This is a genomic window from Rahnella perminowiae (genome assembly GCF_019049755.1).
Classification (GTDB): Bacteria; Pseudomonadota; Gammaproteobacteria; order Enterobacterales; family Enterobacteriaceae; genus Rahnella; species Rahnella perminowiae.
In genome coordinates this window covers 1-14,976 of the sequence record NZ_JAFMOS010000527.1, presented here as the reverse complement: position 1 = coordinate 14,976, position 14,976 = coordinate 1, and the positions used below count along the sequence as shown (strand labels likewise).

At 54.5% G+C, this 14,976-nt stretch carries 13 protein-coding genes, 1 tRNA gene and 1 pseudogene; 4 read left to right on the top strand and 11 right to left on the bottom strand.

Going from position 1 to position 14,976, the window contains the following annotated elements:
* Positions 1-46 precede the first annotated feature (46 nt).
* Together J1785_RS11925 and J1785_RS11920 are read right to left on the bottom strand one after the other, a co-directional pair.
* A tRNA-Asn gene (locus J1785_RS11925) sits at positions 47-122 on the bottom strand.
* A 151-nt stretch (positions 123-273) separates the two neighbouring features.
* Entirely contained in the window at positions 274-1,482 is a 1,209-nt protein-coding gene (locus tag J1785_RS11920) for an aminotransferase class I/II-fold pyridoxal phosphate-dependent enzyme (protein WP_217219479.1), read from the bottom strand.
* A gap of 204 nt (positions 1,483-1,686) precedes the next feature.
* Between J1785_RS11920 and J1785_RS11915 the strand changes: the two genes are divergently transcribed.
* Positions 1,687-2,889: a glutamine amidotransferase-related protein gene (locus tag J1785_RS11915; protein ID WP_217219478.1), complete on the top strand. Its 1,203-nt coding sequence runs from the start codon at positions 1,687-1,689 to the stop codon at positions 2,887-2,889.
* Positions 2,890-2,948: 59 nt separating this feature from the next.
* On the opposite strand, the gene J1785_RS11910 is transcribed toward J1785_RS11915, so the two are convergent.
* The 7 genes from J1785_RS11910 to J1785_RS11880 form a co-directional block, all read right to left on the bottom strand.
* A complete protein-coding gene (locus J1785_RS11910) occupies positions 2,949-3,869 on the bottom strand; it encodes a dihydrodipicolinate synthase family protein (RefSeq protein WP_217219477.1) in 921 nt (306 codons plus the stop codon).
* Positions 3,870-3,903: 34 nt separating this feature from the next.
* Positions 3,904-5,088 (bottom strand): M24 family metallopeptidase, encoded by a 1,185-nt coding sequence (locus J1785_RS11905; protein ID WP_129991909.1) that lies wholly within the window; start codon positions 5,086-5,088, stop codon positions 3,904-3,906.
* Entirely contained in the window at positions 5,085-6,182 is a 1,098-nt protein-coding gene (locus tag J1785_RS11900) for a mandelate racemase/muconate lactonizing enzyme family protein (protein WP_217219476.1), read from the bottom strand. The genes J1785_RS11905 and J1785_RS11900 overlap by 4 nt, the downstream gene beginning before the upstream one ends.
* A gap of 10 nt (positions 6,183-6,192) precedes the next feature.
* A complete protein-coding gene (locus J1785_RS11895) occupies positions 6,193-7,356 on the bottom strand; it encodes a M20 family metallopeptidase (RefSeq protein WP_217219475.1) in 1,164 nt (387 codons plus the stop codon).
* Between the two features lie 84 nt (positions 7,357-7,440).
* A complete protein-coding gene (locus J1785_RS11890; protein ID WP_129952609.1) occupies positions 7,441-8,184 on the bottom strand; it encodes an amino acid ABC transporter ATP-binding protein in 744 nt (247 codons plus the stop codon).
* A 10-nt stretch (positions 8,185-8,194) separates the two neighbouring features.
* A complete protein-coding gene (locus tag J1785_RS11885) occupies positions 8,195-8,908 on the bottom strand; it encodes an amino acid ABC transporter permease (protein ID WP_129952610.1) in 714 nt (237 codons plus the stop codon).
* 46 nt (positions 8,909-8,954) lie between these two features.
* On the bottom strand, positions 8,955-9,773 hold the full coding sequence (locus J1785_RS11880) for an ABC transporter substrate-binding protein (RefSeq protein ID WP_217219474.1): 819 nt from the start codon (positions 9,771-9,773) through the stop codon (positions 8,955-8,957).
* A 192-nt stretch (positions 9,774-9,965) separates the two neighbouring features.
* Between J1785_RS11880 and J1785_RS11875 the strand changes: the two genes are divergently transcribed.
* The 3 genes and pseudogenes from J1785_RS11875 (at position 9,966) to nac (ending at position 12,287) form a co-directional block, all read left to right on the top strand.
* Positions 9,966-10,865 (top strand): GntR family transcriptional regulator, encoded by a 900-nt coding sequence (locus J1785_RS11875; RefSeq protein WP_129952612.1) that lies wholly within the window; start codon positions 9,966-9,968, stop codon positions 10,863-10,865.
* 53 nt (positions 10,866-10,918) lie between these two features.
* Positions 10,919-11,023 (top strand): annotated as a pseudogene (locus tag J1785_RS11870) (SDR family oxidoreductase); the annotation flags it as partial.
* 337 nt (positions 11,024-11,360) lie between these two features.
* Positions 11,361-12,287 (top strand): nitrogen assimilation transcriptional regulator NAC, encoded by a 927-nt coding sequence (gene nac / locus J1785_RS11865; protein WP_129991904.1) that lies wholly within the window; start codon positions 11,361-11,363, stop codon positions 12,285-12,287.
* A 113-nt stretch (positions 12,288-12,400) separates the two neighbouring features.
* Here the strand turns inward: nac and J1785_RS11860 are convergent, their stop codons facing one another.
* Positions 12,401-12,706 carry a YbdD/YjiX family protein gene (locus J1785_RS11860; RefSeq protein WP_129952614.1) on the bottom strand — a complete coding sequence of 102 codons (306 nt, stop codon included), beginning with the start codon at positions 12,704-12,706 and terminating at the stop codon, positions 12,401-12,403.
* On the bottom strand, positions 12,699-14,765 hold the full coding sequence (locus J1785_RS11855; RefSeq protein WP_129952615.1) for a carbon starvation CstA family protein: 2,067 nt from the start codon (positions 14,763-14,765) through the stop codon (positions 12,699-12,701). The genes J1785_RS11860 and J1785_RS11855 overlap by 8 nt, the downstream gene beginning before the upstream one ends.
* Positions 14,766-14,976: the final 211 nt, after the last annotated feature.

Below are 14,976 nucleotides of genomic sequence, written 5' to 3'. Positions count from 1 at the left end.
ATCTAAATCACATAAGGATTCGCAAAGAGGCATGAAAACAAGAATTTGGCTCCTCTGACTGGACTCGAACCAGTGACATACGGATTAACAGTCCGCCGTTCTACCGACTGAACTACAGAGGAATCGTTGGAACGGGGCGAATAATAACGACTGCCCCGTGGCATGTCAAAGGGGAAACTGTATAAATGCGTGCGTTTGCTGGTACTTTAGCCAACTTGTTGAGAATAGAGTCAAAAAGGCCCGCTTTCATATTAAGTCAGGTCTTTTTCGGTCTTAACGCAATGCGCGACAAGCGCGGGTGAGCCGCTCGCAGGCTTCCTGCAACCGGTTGTCATCAATGGCATAAGCAATACGCAGATAACCCGGCGCTCCAAAAGCAGAACCCTGAAGCGTGGCAACGTGGCCTGATTGCAGCAAATAAGCGGCAAAATCTTCATCTGTCTTGAGAATATCACCTGAAGGTGTCGTTTTACCTGACATCCCCTGACAATTAGCGAAAACGTAAAATGCGCCCGGCGGCGCTTCGGCACTGAGGCCGTCAATGGCATTCACGCAGTTCATGATCAAGGCGCGGCGGTGCGTCAGGATGTCGATCCATTCTGCGATGAATTCATTGCCCTGTTCCAGAGCGGCAACAGTCGCGGCCTGAGAAATGGAGCTGGGGTTGGAAGTGCTTTGCGACTGCAAAATTTGCATGGCAGAAATCAGCCACGCGGGGCCGCCTGCATAACCCAAACGCCAGCCGGTCATTGAATAACCTTTAGAAACACCGTTTACGGTCAGGATACGTTCTTTCAGACGAGGCTCGACTTCGGCGAGTGTGGCGAAAATACCGGGCACAAAACAAATTTGTTCGTAGATGTCGTCTGCCATCACCAGCACCTGAGGATGCTCCAGCAAAACGGCGGCCAGTGCGTGGAGTTCGGCAGCTGAATAGACTGCACCGGTCGGATTGTTCGGGGAGTTGAGGATTACCCAACGTGTTTTCGGGGTGATTGCGGCGGCTAAAACTTCCGGCTGCAATTTCCAGCCATCACTTTCCAGACAATGAACAATCCGCGGTTCACCTTCCGACAGTGCCACCATATCCGGATAAGACACCCAGTAAGGGGCAGGAATAATCACCTGATCGCCAGACGAAACGGTGGCCAAAAGTGCGTTAAAAATGAGTTGCTTGGCGCCACTGCCCGCGATGACTTCGTCCGGGCGGTAACTGATCCTATTTTCACGCTTAAACTTAGCCATGATGGCTTGTTTAAGCGCGGCGGTACCGGCAACGGCAGTGTATTTTGTGTCACCTTGTACAATCGCGTCGATGCCGGCTTGCTTAATATGTGCGGGAGTATCGAAATCCAGCTCACCTTCGCCCAGGTTGATGACATCAGTACCCGCCGCGCTGAGCGCACGAACCTGGTCGGAAATCACCGCTGTCGGCGAAGGGCGCACACGACGCAAACGAGGTGCAAGAAATTCAGCAGACATTGTTTCCCCTGTATGAACAATAACAAAATTGTATTATGTGAATCATTAAAACCAATTTAAACTTACCATTCTTCTTTTTGCTTTGCTCATGATTTCTGCGTACTGAGCTGTATTTTACTGACGAAAATGGCAGGGCAGCGGGGTATTGCTGGCGATGAGCCTGCGGGCTGTCTGAACTTTTCATTTATATTTCAAGGTCGTCTTATGGCTTTTATTTTTGTTGCACATGACACACCTGAGCCATCGCTGTACGGCGCGATGGCGGCAATACTGGCGGCACAAAAAAATTTACCGCTGGCACATCTGCCGGTGAGCTGGGATACCGCACACTATCCTGATGCCTGTCAGCACGTCGTGGGTGAAGGGCAACTGGTCACCAGCGGGTTGCTTTGGGCAGAACGGCTGATTTTGCAAAGTGCCGGTAAGGTGATGAAGCTGGAGGAATTGCTGAAGACGTATGGCACCGGGGATATGGTGATCCCCCTCGGGCCAACGCAGATCATTCAGTTCACTCAAATGGCACGGCAGGTTCGCGAAAACGCGTTTGACTATGAATTGATTACGGTTGAGCGCGAAAATCAGGGGTATGTGTTCAGACGGCACGGACTGACGGGTGAAGCCGCCGGATACTGGTGGCGTGATCGTTATGGGCGCTGGATAAACCACGATACGCCGTCACAAACCCCCACTTCGCTGCGTATCGCGCTGGTCGGCGTGCAGTCCGAGCAGTGCACGACCTATCCGGCCACGCTCGCTGCGCTGGGTGATGCCGCGGATGCTTTATCCGTGTCGCTTGATATTGTATATGCCGCGCCCCAGGTGCTGGAAGATCATCTGCATGAGGTGATGGAAAACGTCGATGGCATTTTACTGCCGGGCGGCTCCGCGATGTGTAATGTGGCCGGACAGATTTGTGCCGCGCATTATGCCCTCAATCGCAATATTCCTGTTCTCGGGCTGTGCCTGGGCATGCAAACCATGACGACGGCCATCGTGCAGAACATGATGGGTTCTGCGAAAGCCAGTCTGGCGGAAGCGGATCCTGATGCTGATATTAAAACTTTTGTGCCGCTGACGGATATGCCAGCATTTCCGGTGCACCGCCTCGGGGATCATCGGATGCATTCCCGCCCCGGCAGCCGGTTGCATGATATTCTTGGCGATGAATTTATCGTGCGCTACAACCACCGTTTTCACCTTGCACCTGAACTGAAACCGGATCTGGAAAATCACGGATTACTGATCAGCGGGACCGATGCCACCGGCAAGATTGCTGACGGAATCGAATTCACACGCCATCCGTTTTACCTCGGCGTACAGGGCCACCCGGAGTTGTCATCACTGCCCGTGAAACCTCACCCGTTGCTGATAGCTTTTCTGCAAGCGGCGTCAGCACAGCACGGATAAATTAACGGCACCATGAGTAATCCCCGCCTTCAAAGACGGGGATTTTTGCTTAAAGTGGACTACTTCAGTGTGACGCCGGAACGCGGATCGGCGGCCAGACGGCGCAGTTCCTGCTCCACCAGCCCGATCACATCAGCTTGCAGATCACTCAGCGGGGCGCGGACATGGTGGCCATCAAAACCGCGCAGATTCATGGCCGCTTTCACCAGTTGAGGCTGACCGAAACGGCGGGCCAGCGCCCGGTACGGATACCACAGACGGTGCAGTTCGCGGGCTGTGCTGGCATCGCCGCTTTCCAGCGCACGATAGGTTGCCAGAATAATTTCCGGCAGTGCGCCGCTGTTTGTGGTGCTGATGCCGTCAAAACCACACATCATCGGCCCTAAAAATGCCAGATCGGAGGCGCAGAACAGGCGCAGACGCCCGCCAAGACGGCTGGCAATCTGATCGATGGCCGTCGGGTTCAGGTCACCTTGTTTGATACCCACCACGCCGTTGATGTCTGCCAGTTGCTCCAGCACTACCGGCGGCAACGTAATGCCGATGCCCGGTGCGTTATACACCAGAATTCCGGTGCGTGATAACGGTGCTATCTGTTTAAAGAAGCTGATAATTTGCGCGTCAGTCACTTCAGAAACAAACGGCGGCGTGACCATCGGCAGGCCACCCAGATTGCCTGCCAGTTGTGTTAAATCGCGCACGACGCGGGCATCTGAACCTGCGCTGCACAACATCACCGGCACGCGGTCGCCCACCACTTCCATCACATGGCGGAATAGCGTGGCGCGTTCGTCTGCGGTCATCGCCGGGAATTCCCCGTACGTGCCGCCAATCAAAATGCCGTCATAACCGAGGCCGATTACCCGCTCAATGTTGCGGGATAACCCGGCGAAATCAAACTCACCGCCTGCCGTAAAAGGCGTCACGGTAATATTAAAAATACCTTTCAGGCGCGCCTGACTTTCACTGATGTCTTTCATTTATTCAATTCCCATCATCTGGTTAAAAGCAAAATCAAAGTAAGGTCAGCGGACGATCCACTGTGCCGAGGGCGCGATAGCCGGTTTCAGTCACAACAATGGTTTCGCTAACGCCAACGGTGAATTCGCCGTAAATGCGCAATGCGGGCGGAATGTGGAAGGTCATGCCTGGCTGTAATTCGGTGGTGATGCCGCTGTAAAGGCTGAGGATCGCGCCTTCGCCCCAGTCCGGTGCGAACGAAATACCAATCGAATAACCGGTGCGTTTTTTGAAGTTGTCTGTGTAGCCAGCGCGGTCGATAACGGCCTGACAGGCCAGATGCGGCGCTTCGCATGTCGCGCCCGGGCGGATGGCATCGAGTGCAGCCTGCAACGCTTCCTGACACACTTTTTCCATTTCCAGCGCCACGGCTGGCGGTTTGCCGAGCCAGGCGGAGCGCATCAGGGCCGCGTGATAACGGTCGTGAGCGGCAGCCATTTCAAGGAAAATCGGGTCACCCTCGACGATTTTACGACGACGCCATGTACCGTGCGGCACACCGGTGCGCGGGCCACTGGAGACCAGCGGTTCCATGCCCATATATTCGGAACCGGCGGCAATCGCCGCGCCCATCATCGCAGAAACCAGATCGTTTTCTGTCGCACCGGCGGCAATCGCCGCGCGGCCTGCCAGCATGCCGGCGTCAACGTAACGGGCGGCGTGCGCCATTTTTTCCAGTTCTGCGGCTGATTTCACGGCACGCAGTTGTTCGATAACACCAGCCGCATCGTGGATCGTGCCGATTGCAGCCTGTAAGGCTTCGTATATTGCGATCGGCAGGAACCAGCCGCGTTTATCGATACCGATCCGGCTCTTCATCCAGCCACGCGCTTTCAGCACATCGAGCAGGAAATTCACCGGATTATCGCCATCGGTGTAAATCGCCGCATCGCGGATAAAGGTGTTGGAGATGAAGTTGAAATACTCCAGCTGGCGGATAACGAAAACCGGATCGCCTTCCACCGGCAGTACCAGCGTCTGGAAAGTGTAATAGCCCGGTGTTTGCTGGCCTGTCAGGTAAAAGATGTTTTCCGGCCCGGTGATCACCATCACGTCCAGACCGGCTTTCACCAGTAACTGACGCGCCTTCGCCATGCGCTGCCGATATTCTTCTTCGTGAAACGCAGATTCTGCGCCTGGTACGATGCGGCCCGTATCGGGTAATGATGTTGCTGTCATTGTTCAAACTCCTGAATGAATTCTGTACGGGAAGGGGTGAAGTGGATACCCAGCCCCGCGCCCGGCGGGCTGCTGAGTAATCCCTGATGATAGGAAAGGCCGTGAACCGGGTCGTTGCCCAGTCCGTCGGCACCGTAAAGTTCGGCGTAAGCAGGCTGGCAGGCTCGGGCGACGTGCAGTGCGGCGGCGGTAGCGGCACCGCCTTCGTTCATCTGACCAATCATGAATGGCACGCCCGCTGCCGTAAGACGTCGTGCGGCAGCCATTGTCGGCGCAATGCCACCCATTTTGACCAGTTTGAGATGTGCCATAATCTTACCGTTCAGCCGCAAAATGCGTTCTAAATCTGCCTCGCTGCTCATGCTTTCATCGAGCATCAGTGGCACCGGGCTGGCTTCGGCCAGCGCCGGATAATAGTGCGCATTCGCGTCAGAAACCGGCTGTTCGAGATAACTCATTTCAAACTTCGCCAGCGAGATTAAATGGCTGCGGGCCGCTTCCGGCTGCCATTGGCCGTTGGCATCTGCGGACAAACTGATTTCGTGCCCGAAACGTCGGCGCAGCGCACTGAGCCGTGCTTCATCTTCTTCGAACGAAGCCACGCCGACGCGCAGTTTAAGCTGTGTAAAACCGCGATCCACATACGCCGTCGCCTGTTGCAGCATCTGCGCCATCGGCGTCCAGAACAGCGTCTGGTTGGTGTGATAACTCACTGTTTCGCTATTATCTGCGCCGGCCAGTTGCGCCACGCTGATGCCTTCCTGACGCGCGATCAGATCATGCAGCGCGATATCCAGCAACATGCGTGTCGGTGCCAGAAAATCCGTCAGCCGTTGCGGCAGATTGAGCAAAATTGTGCTGGCAGGCTGACTGAGATCCAGTTGCTGCAACGCACGGATCGCATCACTCAACACCCGTTCGGCGCTGTAACCATTGAGATAAGCCATGTTGATGCGCACTTCGCCCAACCCGTTGAAGTTTTTGTCTTCAAGCAGCAGATACAAGGTGTCCAGCCCCGGCACACGGCCCGACGAGGCGGTATAAAGTTGCAGATGCGGATACCGCAGGTCGGCGCGATATAAGGTCGCTTTCACTGTTTTCCCCTCAGCGTTTGAGCATTTTTAAGGCGACATCGCAGTAAATTTTGCTGCCTGCCACGAATTCATCGATGGGGATAAATTCATCAGGTTTATGCGCGACGGCCAGCGAACCGGGGCCGATGATGATGCCTTTAGTGCCCAGACTGCGAAAATGCACCAGATCGCATCCCCCCTGAAAACCGAACGGTCCGGGTTCAGGATTGCCCTGCGCGGCGCAGGCTTCAACGCCCGCCCGCACAATCGGATCGTCAGAATCGGTTTCGGTCGCACCGCCGGTGGTCGGTTTGTAGGTGAGTATTTCGCTGCGCACACCGAATTTTTCCTGCGCCAGTTGCAGTAAATCCTGAATTTCCTGTTTCACGGCGTTCTCGTCTTCGCCCGGCACCATCCGTCGGTCGAGCAATAATTCGCAGGCGCCCGGCAGCACGTTATCGGCATGTCCGCCGCTAATGCGCGTGACCGTCAGGCTGGCGTTACCGACCAGCGGATGGCAGCGACAACGCACGGTATGTTCATGCGTTTCTTCCACCAGACCGAGCAGTTGCGCGGTACGGAAAATAGCGTTCTCCCCCAGCTCCGGTGTGCCGGAATGCGCGGTGACGCCATGAACGCGAACCAGCGGACGTAAACTGTCTTTGTGTGCCGAGTATGTGGTGTTGGAGGTCGGTTCGCCGATCACCACGTAATCGATATGCGCCGGAGCTTCACGCACATAAAACTTCGCGCCTTCGCTGGCGACTTCTTCGTCGGCGACAAAAATCGCCATCAGTGTGCCGCTCCAGTCATTGCGGTTGGCCGCGAGCCATCGCATGGCTTCGATCATGGCGATCAGCGGGCCTTTAGCGTCGCAGGCTCCGCGGCCATACAACCGCCCGTCGCGTTCGGTGAGGGTAAACGGATCCTGCTGCCAGCCTTCACCGGCCGGTACGACGTCGAGGTGGGTGTTAAAGGCAAAGCACGGGCCGTTGCCGTTTGCCAGCCTGCCGATCACGTTGGTGCGTCCCGGTGCGTACTCGCTGAGCGTCATGTCGAAGCCGATGTCGCTCAGCATGGCGCTGATAAGCTCTGCTGCCTCGTGTTCACGTCCCGGCGGGTTTTCGGTATTGATCGCCACCAGTGCGGCAAGATCGCGTTTCATTCTGCTGATATCGGGCGATGAAAGACTCATCGGTGTCTCCTGAAAAACAGTTTTGTGGCAAAAGTCAGATCCCTGGTGAGGGCGCAATAAATGTTTTGGGGGTGCTGAAAAGGATCAATGCAAGATTTGATCTAAGAAACGTTGTGCCCGCAGGCTGACATCGCCGCCGAAGAATTTTTCGCCGGTCGCGTTTTCGATGATTTCGCCGTTTTCCATAAAGACGATGTGATTGGCTGCACGTTTCGCGAAGCCCATTTCATGCGTGACCACAATGCTGGTCATGCCTTCGGCGCTGAGATCGGCCATCACGTCGAGCACTTCGCGGATCATTTCCGGGTCAAGCGCAGAGGTGGGTTCATCAAACAGCATCAGTTTGGGTTTCATTGCCAGAGCACGGGCAATGGCAACACGTTGCTGCTGGCCGCCGGAAAGTTCATCAGGGAACGAATCGGCTTTATCAGGAATTCGTACTTTGCCGAGCAGTTCCAGGGCCTGTGCCCCGGCTTCACTGCGGCTGACGCCCAGCACGGTCATCGGCGCGAGCATGATGTTTTCGGCCGCCGTCAGATGGGAAAACAGTTCGTAGTTCTGGAACACCATGCCGATGTCACGGCGTAATTTATGCGGCTCGATACTGGCGTGGGTGATGTCCTGATTGCGAAAGAAAATCGAACCCCCCTGGATCGGCTCCAGCAAATTGATGCAGCGTAGCAGGGTAGATTTGCCTGAACCTGACGGACCAATCAGCACCACGGTTTCGCCCTGAACCACATTCAGGGAACAGTTTTTAAGAACGTGTTGTGCGCCAAAATGTTTATCGACGCCGATGATTTCCAGAACCGGTTTGGATTGACTCACGGACTTCTCCTCAGTTTGGCGTGCTGCTGCGCAGCAGGCGTTCAGTCAGTGACAGCGCGGGTTTTTTGCGTTTTTTCGGATCAAGCGAACGCTCCAGCCAGGCCTGTCCGACCATGAAAACGGAAGTCAGCACCAGGTAGTAAATACCTGCGGCGCAGAGTGCTTCGAAATATCGGAAGCTGGCGCTGGCGGTCTGATTGGCGATGAGCAGCAGTTCCTGTACGGCAATCACCGACACCAGTGCGCTCGACTTCAGCATGCTGATCATCTGATTGCCCATCGGCGGCAGCACGATGCGCGCGGCCTGTGGCAACACAATCTTGCGCATGATCTGGCCCTGAGTCATGCCGAGCGCCATCCCCGCCGTTCGCTGCCCGCTGCGCACGGCCTGTAAGCCGGAGCGTAAAATCTCCGCCATATACGCCCCTTCATTTAAGGACAGCGCCATCACCGCACAGGTGAAAGCGGAGAAGCGCAGGCCGAAGGTTGGCAGAACGTTGTAAACGAAAATAATCTGGAACAGCACCGGTGTGCCGCGAAACAACCAGAGATAGAAGAAGGCCAGAACGGATCCCGCCCTGAAGCGGGATTCCTGCAGCAGGGCCAGCACCAGCCCCGCAATAATGCCAAAGAACAGCGAGCACACCGTTAATAACAAGGTCATTAATGCGCCCTGAAAGAACGCCGGTGAGAACAGGTATTGCCAAACAAGATCAAGTGACATGAACTTTCCTCAATGTCAGGGCAACGCTTTACTTAACATTACGGTTTCAGAAAATGGACACCGAAGCCGGGAACTGCCATTTGCTGATGATTTTTTGATAAGTTCCGTCTTTCACCACGTCCTGAAGGCCTTTTTCCAGCAGCGATTTCATTTCGGTATCGCCTTTACGCACGGCAAAACCGATGTGCGTGTCTGCTTCAAACTCAGCACCGACGGCTTCGAAGGTATCGCCTTTTTCGCTCAGCAGTGCCACAGCACCCGGCGTTGACAGGAATTCTGCATCAGCACGTTTTTGTGCCACTGCGACGGCAGAATCCGTGGCAGCCGGGAAGGTCAGCACGGTCAGCGCCGGTTTTTTAGCATCCAGACATTTCTGGTTGTCTGCACGCGCCTGACTTTCTTCAATGCCGCCCAGCGTCACGGCGATGTTTTTGCCGCACAGGGACAAATCACGACCGGTGATTTTTTCCGGATTGCCTTTCGCCACAATGACGCGGCTGCCGATTTTCAGGTACGGCACAAAATCCACCTGCTCAGAACGGGTCGGGTTGATGTACATCGCTGAGTTGATGATATCGAGACGTTTACCCTGCAACGCGGGGATCAGTCCTTTGAACTCCATCGACATCGGTTCCGGTGTCAGCGCCAGTTTTTCCGACAGGGCGGTGATGAGATCGATATCAAAACCGCTCAGCTTGCCGTCTTTCGTAAATTCAAACGGCATGAACGTGGCGGCGGTGCCATACGTCAGATGACCTTTACTGACCAGCGCCGGCGCAGCAGCCTGGCTGAACAACGGAGCACTCAGGCAAATAGCGGCCAGAGAGACGGCGGCATATCGACGCAAAAAAGCTTTTTTTGACATGACAGACTCCAGTTTCCCATGAGCAGGATTGCTCTTTGTGTCTCATTAAATACAATTAAATTTGTGAGTCAAGGCTCTTTTTTGGTGCATTAATTGCACGATTTGGGGGATTTATAACCAGACTTCACCATCCTCAAGGCTTGTGATATTGTACAAACCTAAACAACAAATACTTTCAGGTGTTGCTATTCCATGACCCAATCTACGACAGCCAGCGGAAGGCGTCTGGCAAACCAAATCCTTGACCTGATACGTGAAGCAAAATTTGAGCCAGGTCATCATCTCAGGGAGCAACAACTGGCTGATATGCTCGGTGTTTCACGTACGCCGGTGCGTACTGCCCTGAAATTACTGTGTGAGTTAGGAATTATCGAAGCGCGACGCAATCAGGGTTTTTTCCTGCTGAAAGCCTTCGACGAACTTCAGCGCATCAGCATTGATATCCCTGCCAGTAATGATCAGGATTTATACGAGCAACTGGTCAAAGACCGTATCGCCGGAAAGTTGCCGGATTCCCTGACGCAGACGGAAATCGCCCAGCGCTATGACGTTGATCGTGGTGTGCTGGCGCGCACGTTGCTGCGTCTGGCGGAAGACGGGTTGATCGCCCGCAACAAGGGGCATGGCTGGTCATTCTTACCGACCCTGAATACCGATGTAGCGCTGAGTAACGGCTACGGATTCCGTCTGATGATTGAGCCAGGCGCGCTAATGGCGGCAGGTTATCACGCCGATAAAAGCGCGCTGCGCCGCTTGCGGATGCAGCATATTTATCTGATTACTCATCCGGATATTCTGGCCGTTGATGGCCGTCAGATTTTCGAAACGGACGCCACCTTCCATGAAATGCTGGCGGAGTTCAGCGGCAATATTTTTGTTTTACAGGCTATTCAGCAGCAAAACCGGCTGCGCCGCCTGCTGGAGTTCGGCAGTTACACCAATAAACAGCGTGTGCGCGAATGGTGCGAGGAGCATGTCGCGATCATCGACGCCGTGCTGGAAGGGCGGATGGAAGCGGCGGCGGACATGATGCGCAGCCACCTGCAATCGGCTTATCAGATGGTGCTTAACAAAGTCGGTAAAGTGGGGTGAGCCGCTGTTTTTGTCTTACATAAACAAGAGGAAAAAGTGATGGATTTGGGTATCCAGGGCCGCATGGCGCTGTGGCGGCGTTTCTTGCCAGTCAGCAGACGTCATATATGACCGGTTCGGTGATCCGCGTCGATGGCGGCATGATCCCGTCAATATAAACGCTACGTCAGGAAGTGATGCTGCGAATCTGTTTCGTGGCATCGCTGTTATTAAACCTGCTAATTTTTAAAGATAACCTATAAGTCTGCATGATATTGGTGCAGGTCTCTTTTGCAGCCGTATGTCATGATCCTCCGTTTTATCCCCGCCCTCTGTCGCCTATTTTTCCCGTGTAATAGTTTTCTCTTATATTTTCGTGGATTAGCACCAGTAATGGGGAATTTTTAATTCACGTGCCGGAGATTGGCGTAAATCTTGCTTTTATTAGTCACACTTATTATTCACATCAACAACGACCGCCCAGGGTTATCCCTTTCGCGTAAGATGGAGACAGAGATGAATCTCAGACGTCTGAAGTACTTTGTGAAAATCGTCGATATTGGCAGCCTGACGCAGGCTGCTGATGTTCTGCACATCGCCCAACCGGCATTAAGCCAGCAACTGGCGACGCTGGAAGGGGAATTGCAGCAACAATTGCTGATTCGCACTAAGCGCGGCGTCACTCCCACCGAAGCCGGTAATATTCTTTATTCGCATGCGCAGGCCATTTTGCGTCAGTGTGATCAAATCCACAGTGCCGTAAACAACGCCGGACAATCGCTTAGCGGACAGGTTTCCGTCGGTCTTGCGCCGGGCACTGCTGCCTCCGGGCTGGCGCTGCCGCTGTTGCAGGCAGTTCGCAAACAACATCCGGGGATTCTGTTGTATCTCAACGAGAATTTCGGCACTGCCCTGGGGGATCTGGTGATTAACGGGCGTATGGATATGGCGGTTTTTTACGGTTCCGGCATCGCTTCCGGGCTGAGCAGTCAGCCACTGATGAAAGAAGATTTGTATCTCGTCGGGGCACACTCCGTGCCGAATCCGGGGAAATATGTCGAACTGAGTGATGTGGCAAAGCTAAACCTGTTTATGCCGCGCTCACATAATATTACCCGCCGTCTGGTGGATGATGCGATGGCGGTACGCCGTTTAAGTGCCAATATCATTGGTGAAATTGAATCTTCAGCCACACTGACCGCCGCCGTCGCCAGCGGACTGGGTGCCACTATTTTGCCTGAATCTGCGGCCCGTGCCATGACCGGCCCGGCCAAAGCCTGGATGTCATGTATCAGCGGCCCGGCAATTCAGGTTCCGCTGTCGCTCTGCGTTTGTGAAACGCTGGCATTATCGCAGGAAGCCATGGCGGTGAAAAAAATCCTGTTGTCTCTGGTCTTTGAGCAGACCGCGCCGGTGATGGAACCGATGTTAGTGGCGAGCTGATAGTTTACGACGACCTCCCCTGAAAAGGGGAGGCGTAAAGCCAGAAAACCACATCCGGACGTCTGCTCCTGAGAAAGAAAATCGCCATTTAAGCTGAAACGTTCAACTCACTATCAGCACGGGCATTTACCCATCTTCCCCCCTTCGCTCGGGAACCGCGCCTCCAGACATCGCCGGTGGAATTCACGTTCAGTCATCGGTGTCATTTCCGGATGTCTGACGGCCATGTGGCGGACATAATTCTGATAATCCTGCACGCCGACCATCAGGCGAAAACTCTGTGCGGTACGTTTTATCGCCAGCCTCAGCCAGCCGGCCACATTGTGTGGTTTTGGCTGCACCGTGAATAACGGCTGACAGCGGATAACCTGTAACACCGCAGGCCGCGGTGTTTTGAATAATGCTCTTGAATCAGACATGGCGGGCCTCACGACGTTGTACAACAGCGGTTTCATGCACTGTCGGCGTGTCTGATTGCAGCGCACGGCGGATCACGAAGCAGGCCGAAATCAACATGGTGACCGCTACCAGCATGAAGAATCCACACAGAAGGGCATTGATCTGATTGTTCAGTACGATGGTGTGCATGTCCGCCAGCGTTTTGGCGGGTTTAATGATTTCGCCGCTGTCGATACCGGCACCGAATTTCTTCGCCTGCGCCAGGAAACCAATCGATGGTTTTTCGTGGAAAATCTTCTGCCAGCCTGCGGTCATCGAGGTGATAAACAGCCAGATAGTGGGCAAAATGGTGACCCATGCATAGCGCTGCTTCTTCATTTTAAACAACACCACCGTGCCCAGAATCAACGCCATCGAAGCCAGCATCTGGTTGCCGATACCAAACAATGGCCACAAGGTATTAATGCCGCCTAGCGGGTCGACGACGCCCTGATAAACGAAGAAGCCCCAGCCTGCAACCGCGACGGTAGTTCCGGCGAAGGTACCAATCCACGAGCGGTTATTGGCTAAAGAAGGCACCGCGACACCCACCAGATCCTGCACCATAAAGCGGCAGGCGCGGGTACCGGCATCCACGGCGGTAAGAATAAATAAGGCTTCGAACAGGATAGCGAAGTGATACCAGAAGGCCATCATCGCACGACTGTTGAACACATCGGTGATGATGTGAGCCATCCCGACGGCGAAGGTAGGCGCGCCACCTGCGCGGGAAAGGATTGACTGCTCGCCGACATCTCTGGCGATTTGCGTCAAAATTTCCGGCGTGATCACAAAGCCCCAGCCGTTAATCACCTGCGAGGCGCTTTCTACCGTGGTCCCGATCAGGGCCGCCGGAGAGTTCATGGCAAAATACACACCCGGGTCGATAACGGATGCACAAATCAGCGCCATGATCGCCACGAAGGATTCCATCAGCATCGCACCGTAGCCGATAAAGCGGATATGACTTTCGCGCTCAATCAGTTTCGGTGTGGTGCCGCTGGAGACCAGCGCATGGAAACCTGAAATCGAACCGCAGGCGATAGTGATAAACAGGAACGGGAACAGGCTGCCGGAAAACACCGGACCGCTGCCGTCGATAAAGCGCGATACTGCAGGCATTTTCATCTCCGGCATGGCAAAAACAATGCCTACGGCCAGCCCGGCAATAACCCCGATTTTCAGGAATGTGGAGAGGTAATCGCGCGGTGCCAGCAGCAGCCAGACCGGCAATACCGAGGCGATAAATCCATAGATCACCAGCACCCAGGTCAGGGTGGTGCCGTGCAGGGTAAAGAACGGTCCCCAGAACGGATCTGCGGCAACATTGCCGCCGTAAATGATGGCGAGCATCATCAGCACAAAACCAATCACCGACACTTCAGCGATTTTCCCCGGACGCAGAAAACGCATGTAGATGCCCATGAACAGGGCAATCGGAATGGTTGCGGCGATGGTAAACAGTCCCCACGGACTGTCGGCCAGTGCTTTGACCACCACTAACGCCAGCGCGGAAAGGATGATGATCATCACGCCCAGCGCGCCGAGCATAGTGATAACGCCCGCGAAGTTCCCCAGTTCCTGTTTGGCCATTTCCCCCAGAGAGCGGCCATCGCGGCGGGTAGAAATGAACAGTATCAGGAAGTCTTGTACCGCACCGGCCAGCATCACGCCGACCAGGATCCAGATCGTGCCCGGCAGAAAACCCATTTGTGCGGCGAGGATCGGGCCGACCAGCGGACCGGCTCCGGCGATGGCCGCGAAATGGTGGCCGAACAAGACCCATTTATTGGTCGGTACGTAATCCAGCCCGTCATTGTGACGCTCGGCCGGAGTCATGCGTTTGTCGTTGAGTTCAAAAACTTTTTCAGCAATAAACAGGCTGTAGAAGCGGTAAGCAATGCTGTAACAGGCAATAGCGGCAACCACCAGCCAGAGAGCATTAACATGTTCGCCACGGCTGAGGGCCAGCATCCCAAAGGCAAAAGCCCCGATTAACGCCACCACCAGCCAGGTTATCCCGGACTTGACGCTTTTCATGATGTACAACTCCTTATGAGGGGTCCGGTGAGAGCCCGCCACTTTTTATGTCGAGAGTGTGATGTGCAGAGGTAGGGGTCGCCTGGTTATATTTGGTTGCGACCTTGTTAAATTATTGTTCAAAAATAATGTTTTTAAACAGAAAAGTATGAAGTTAAAGATGAAAATGTGATGCGGCTGACGCTTTGCGCAAACCAGACGGGGCGAATAA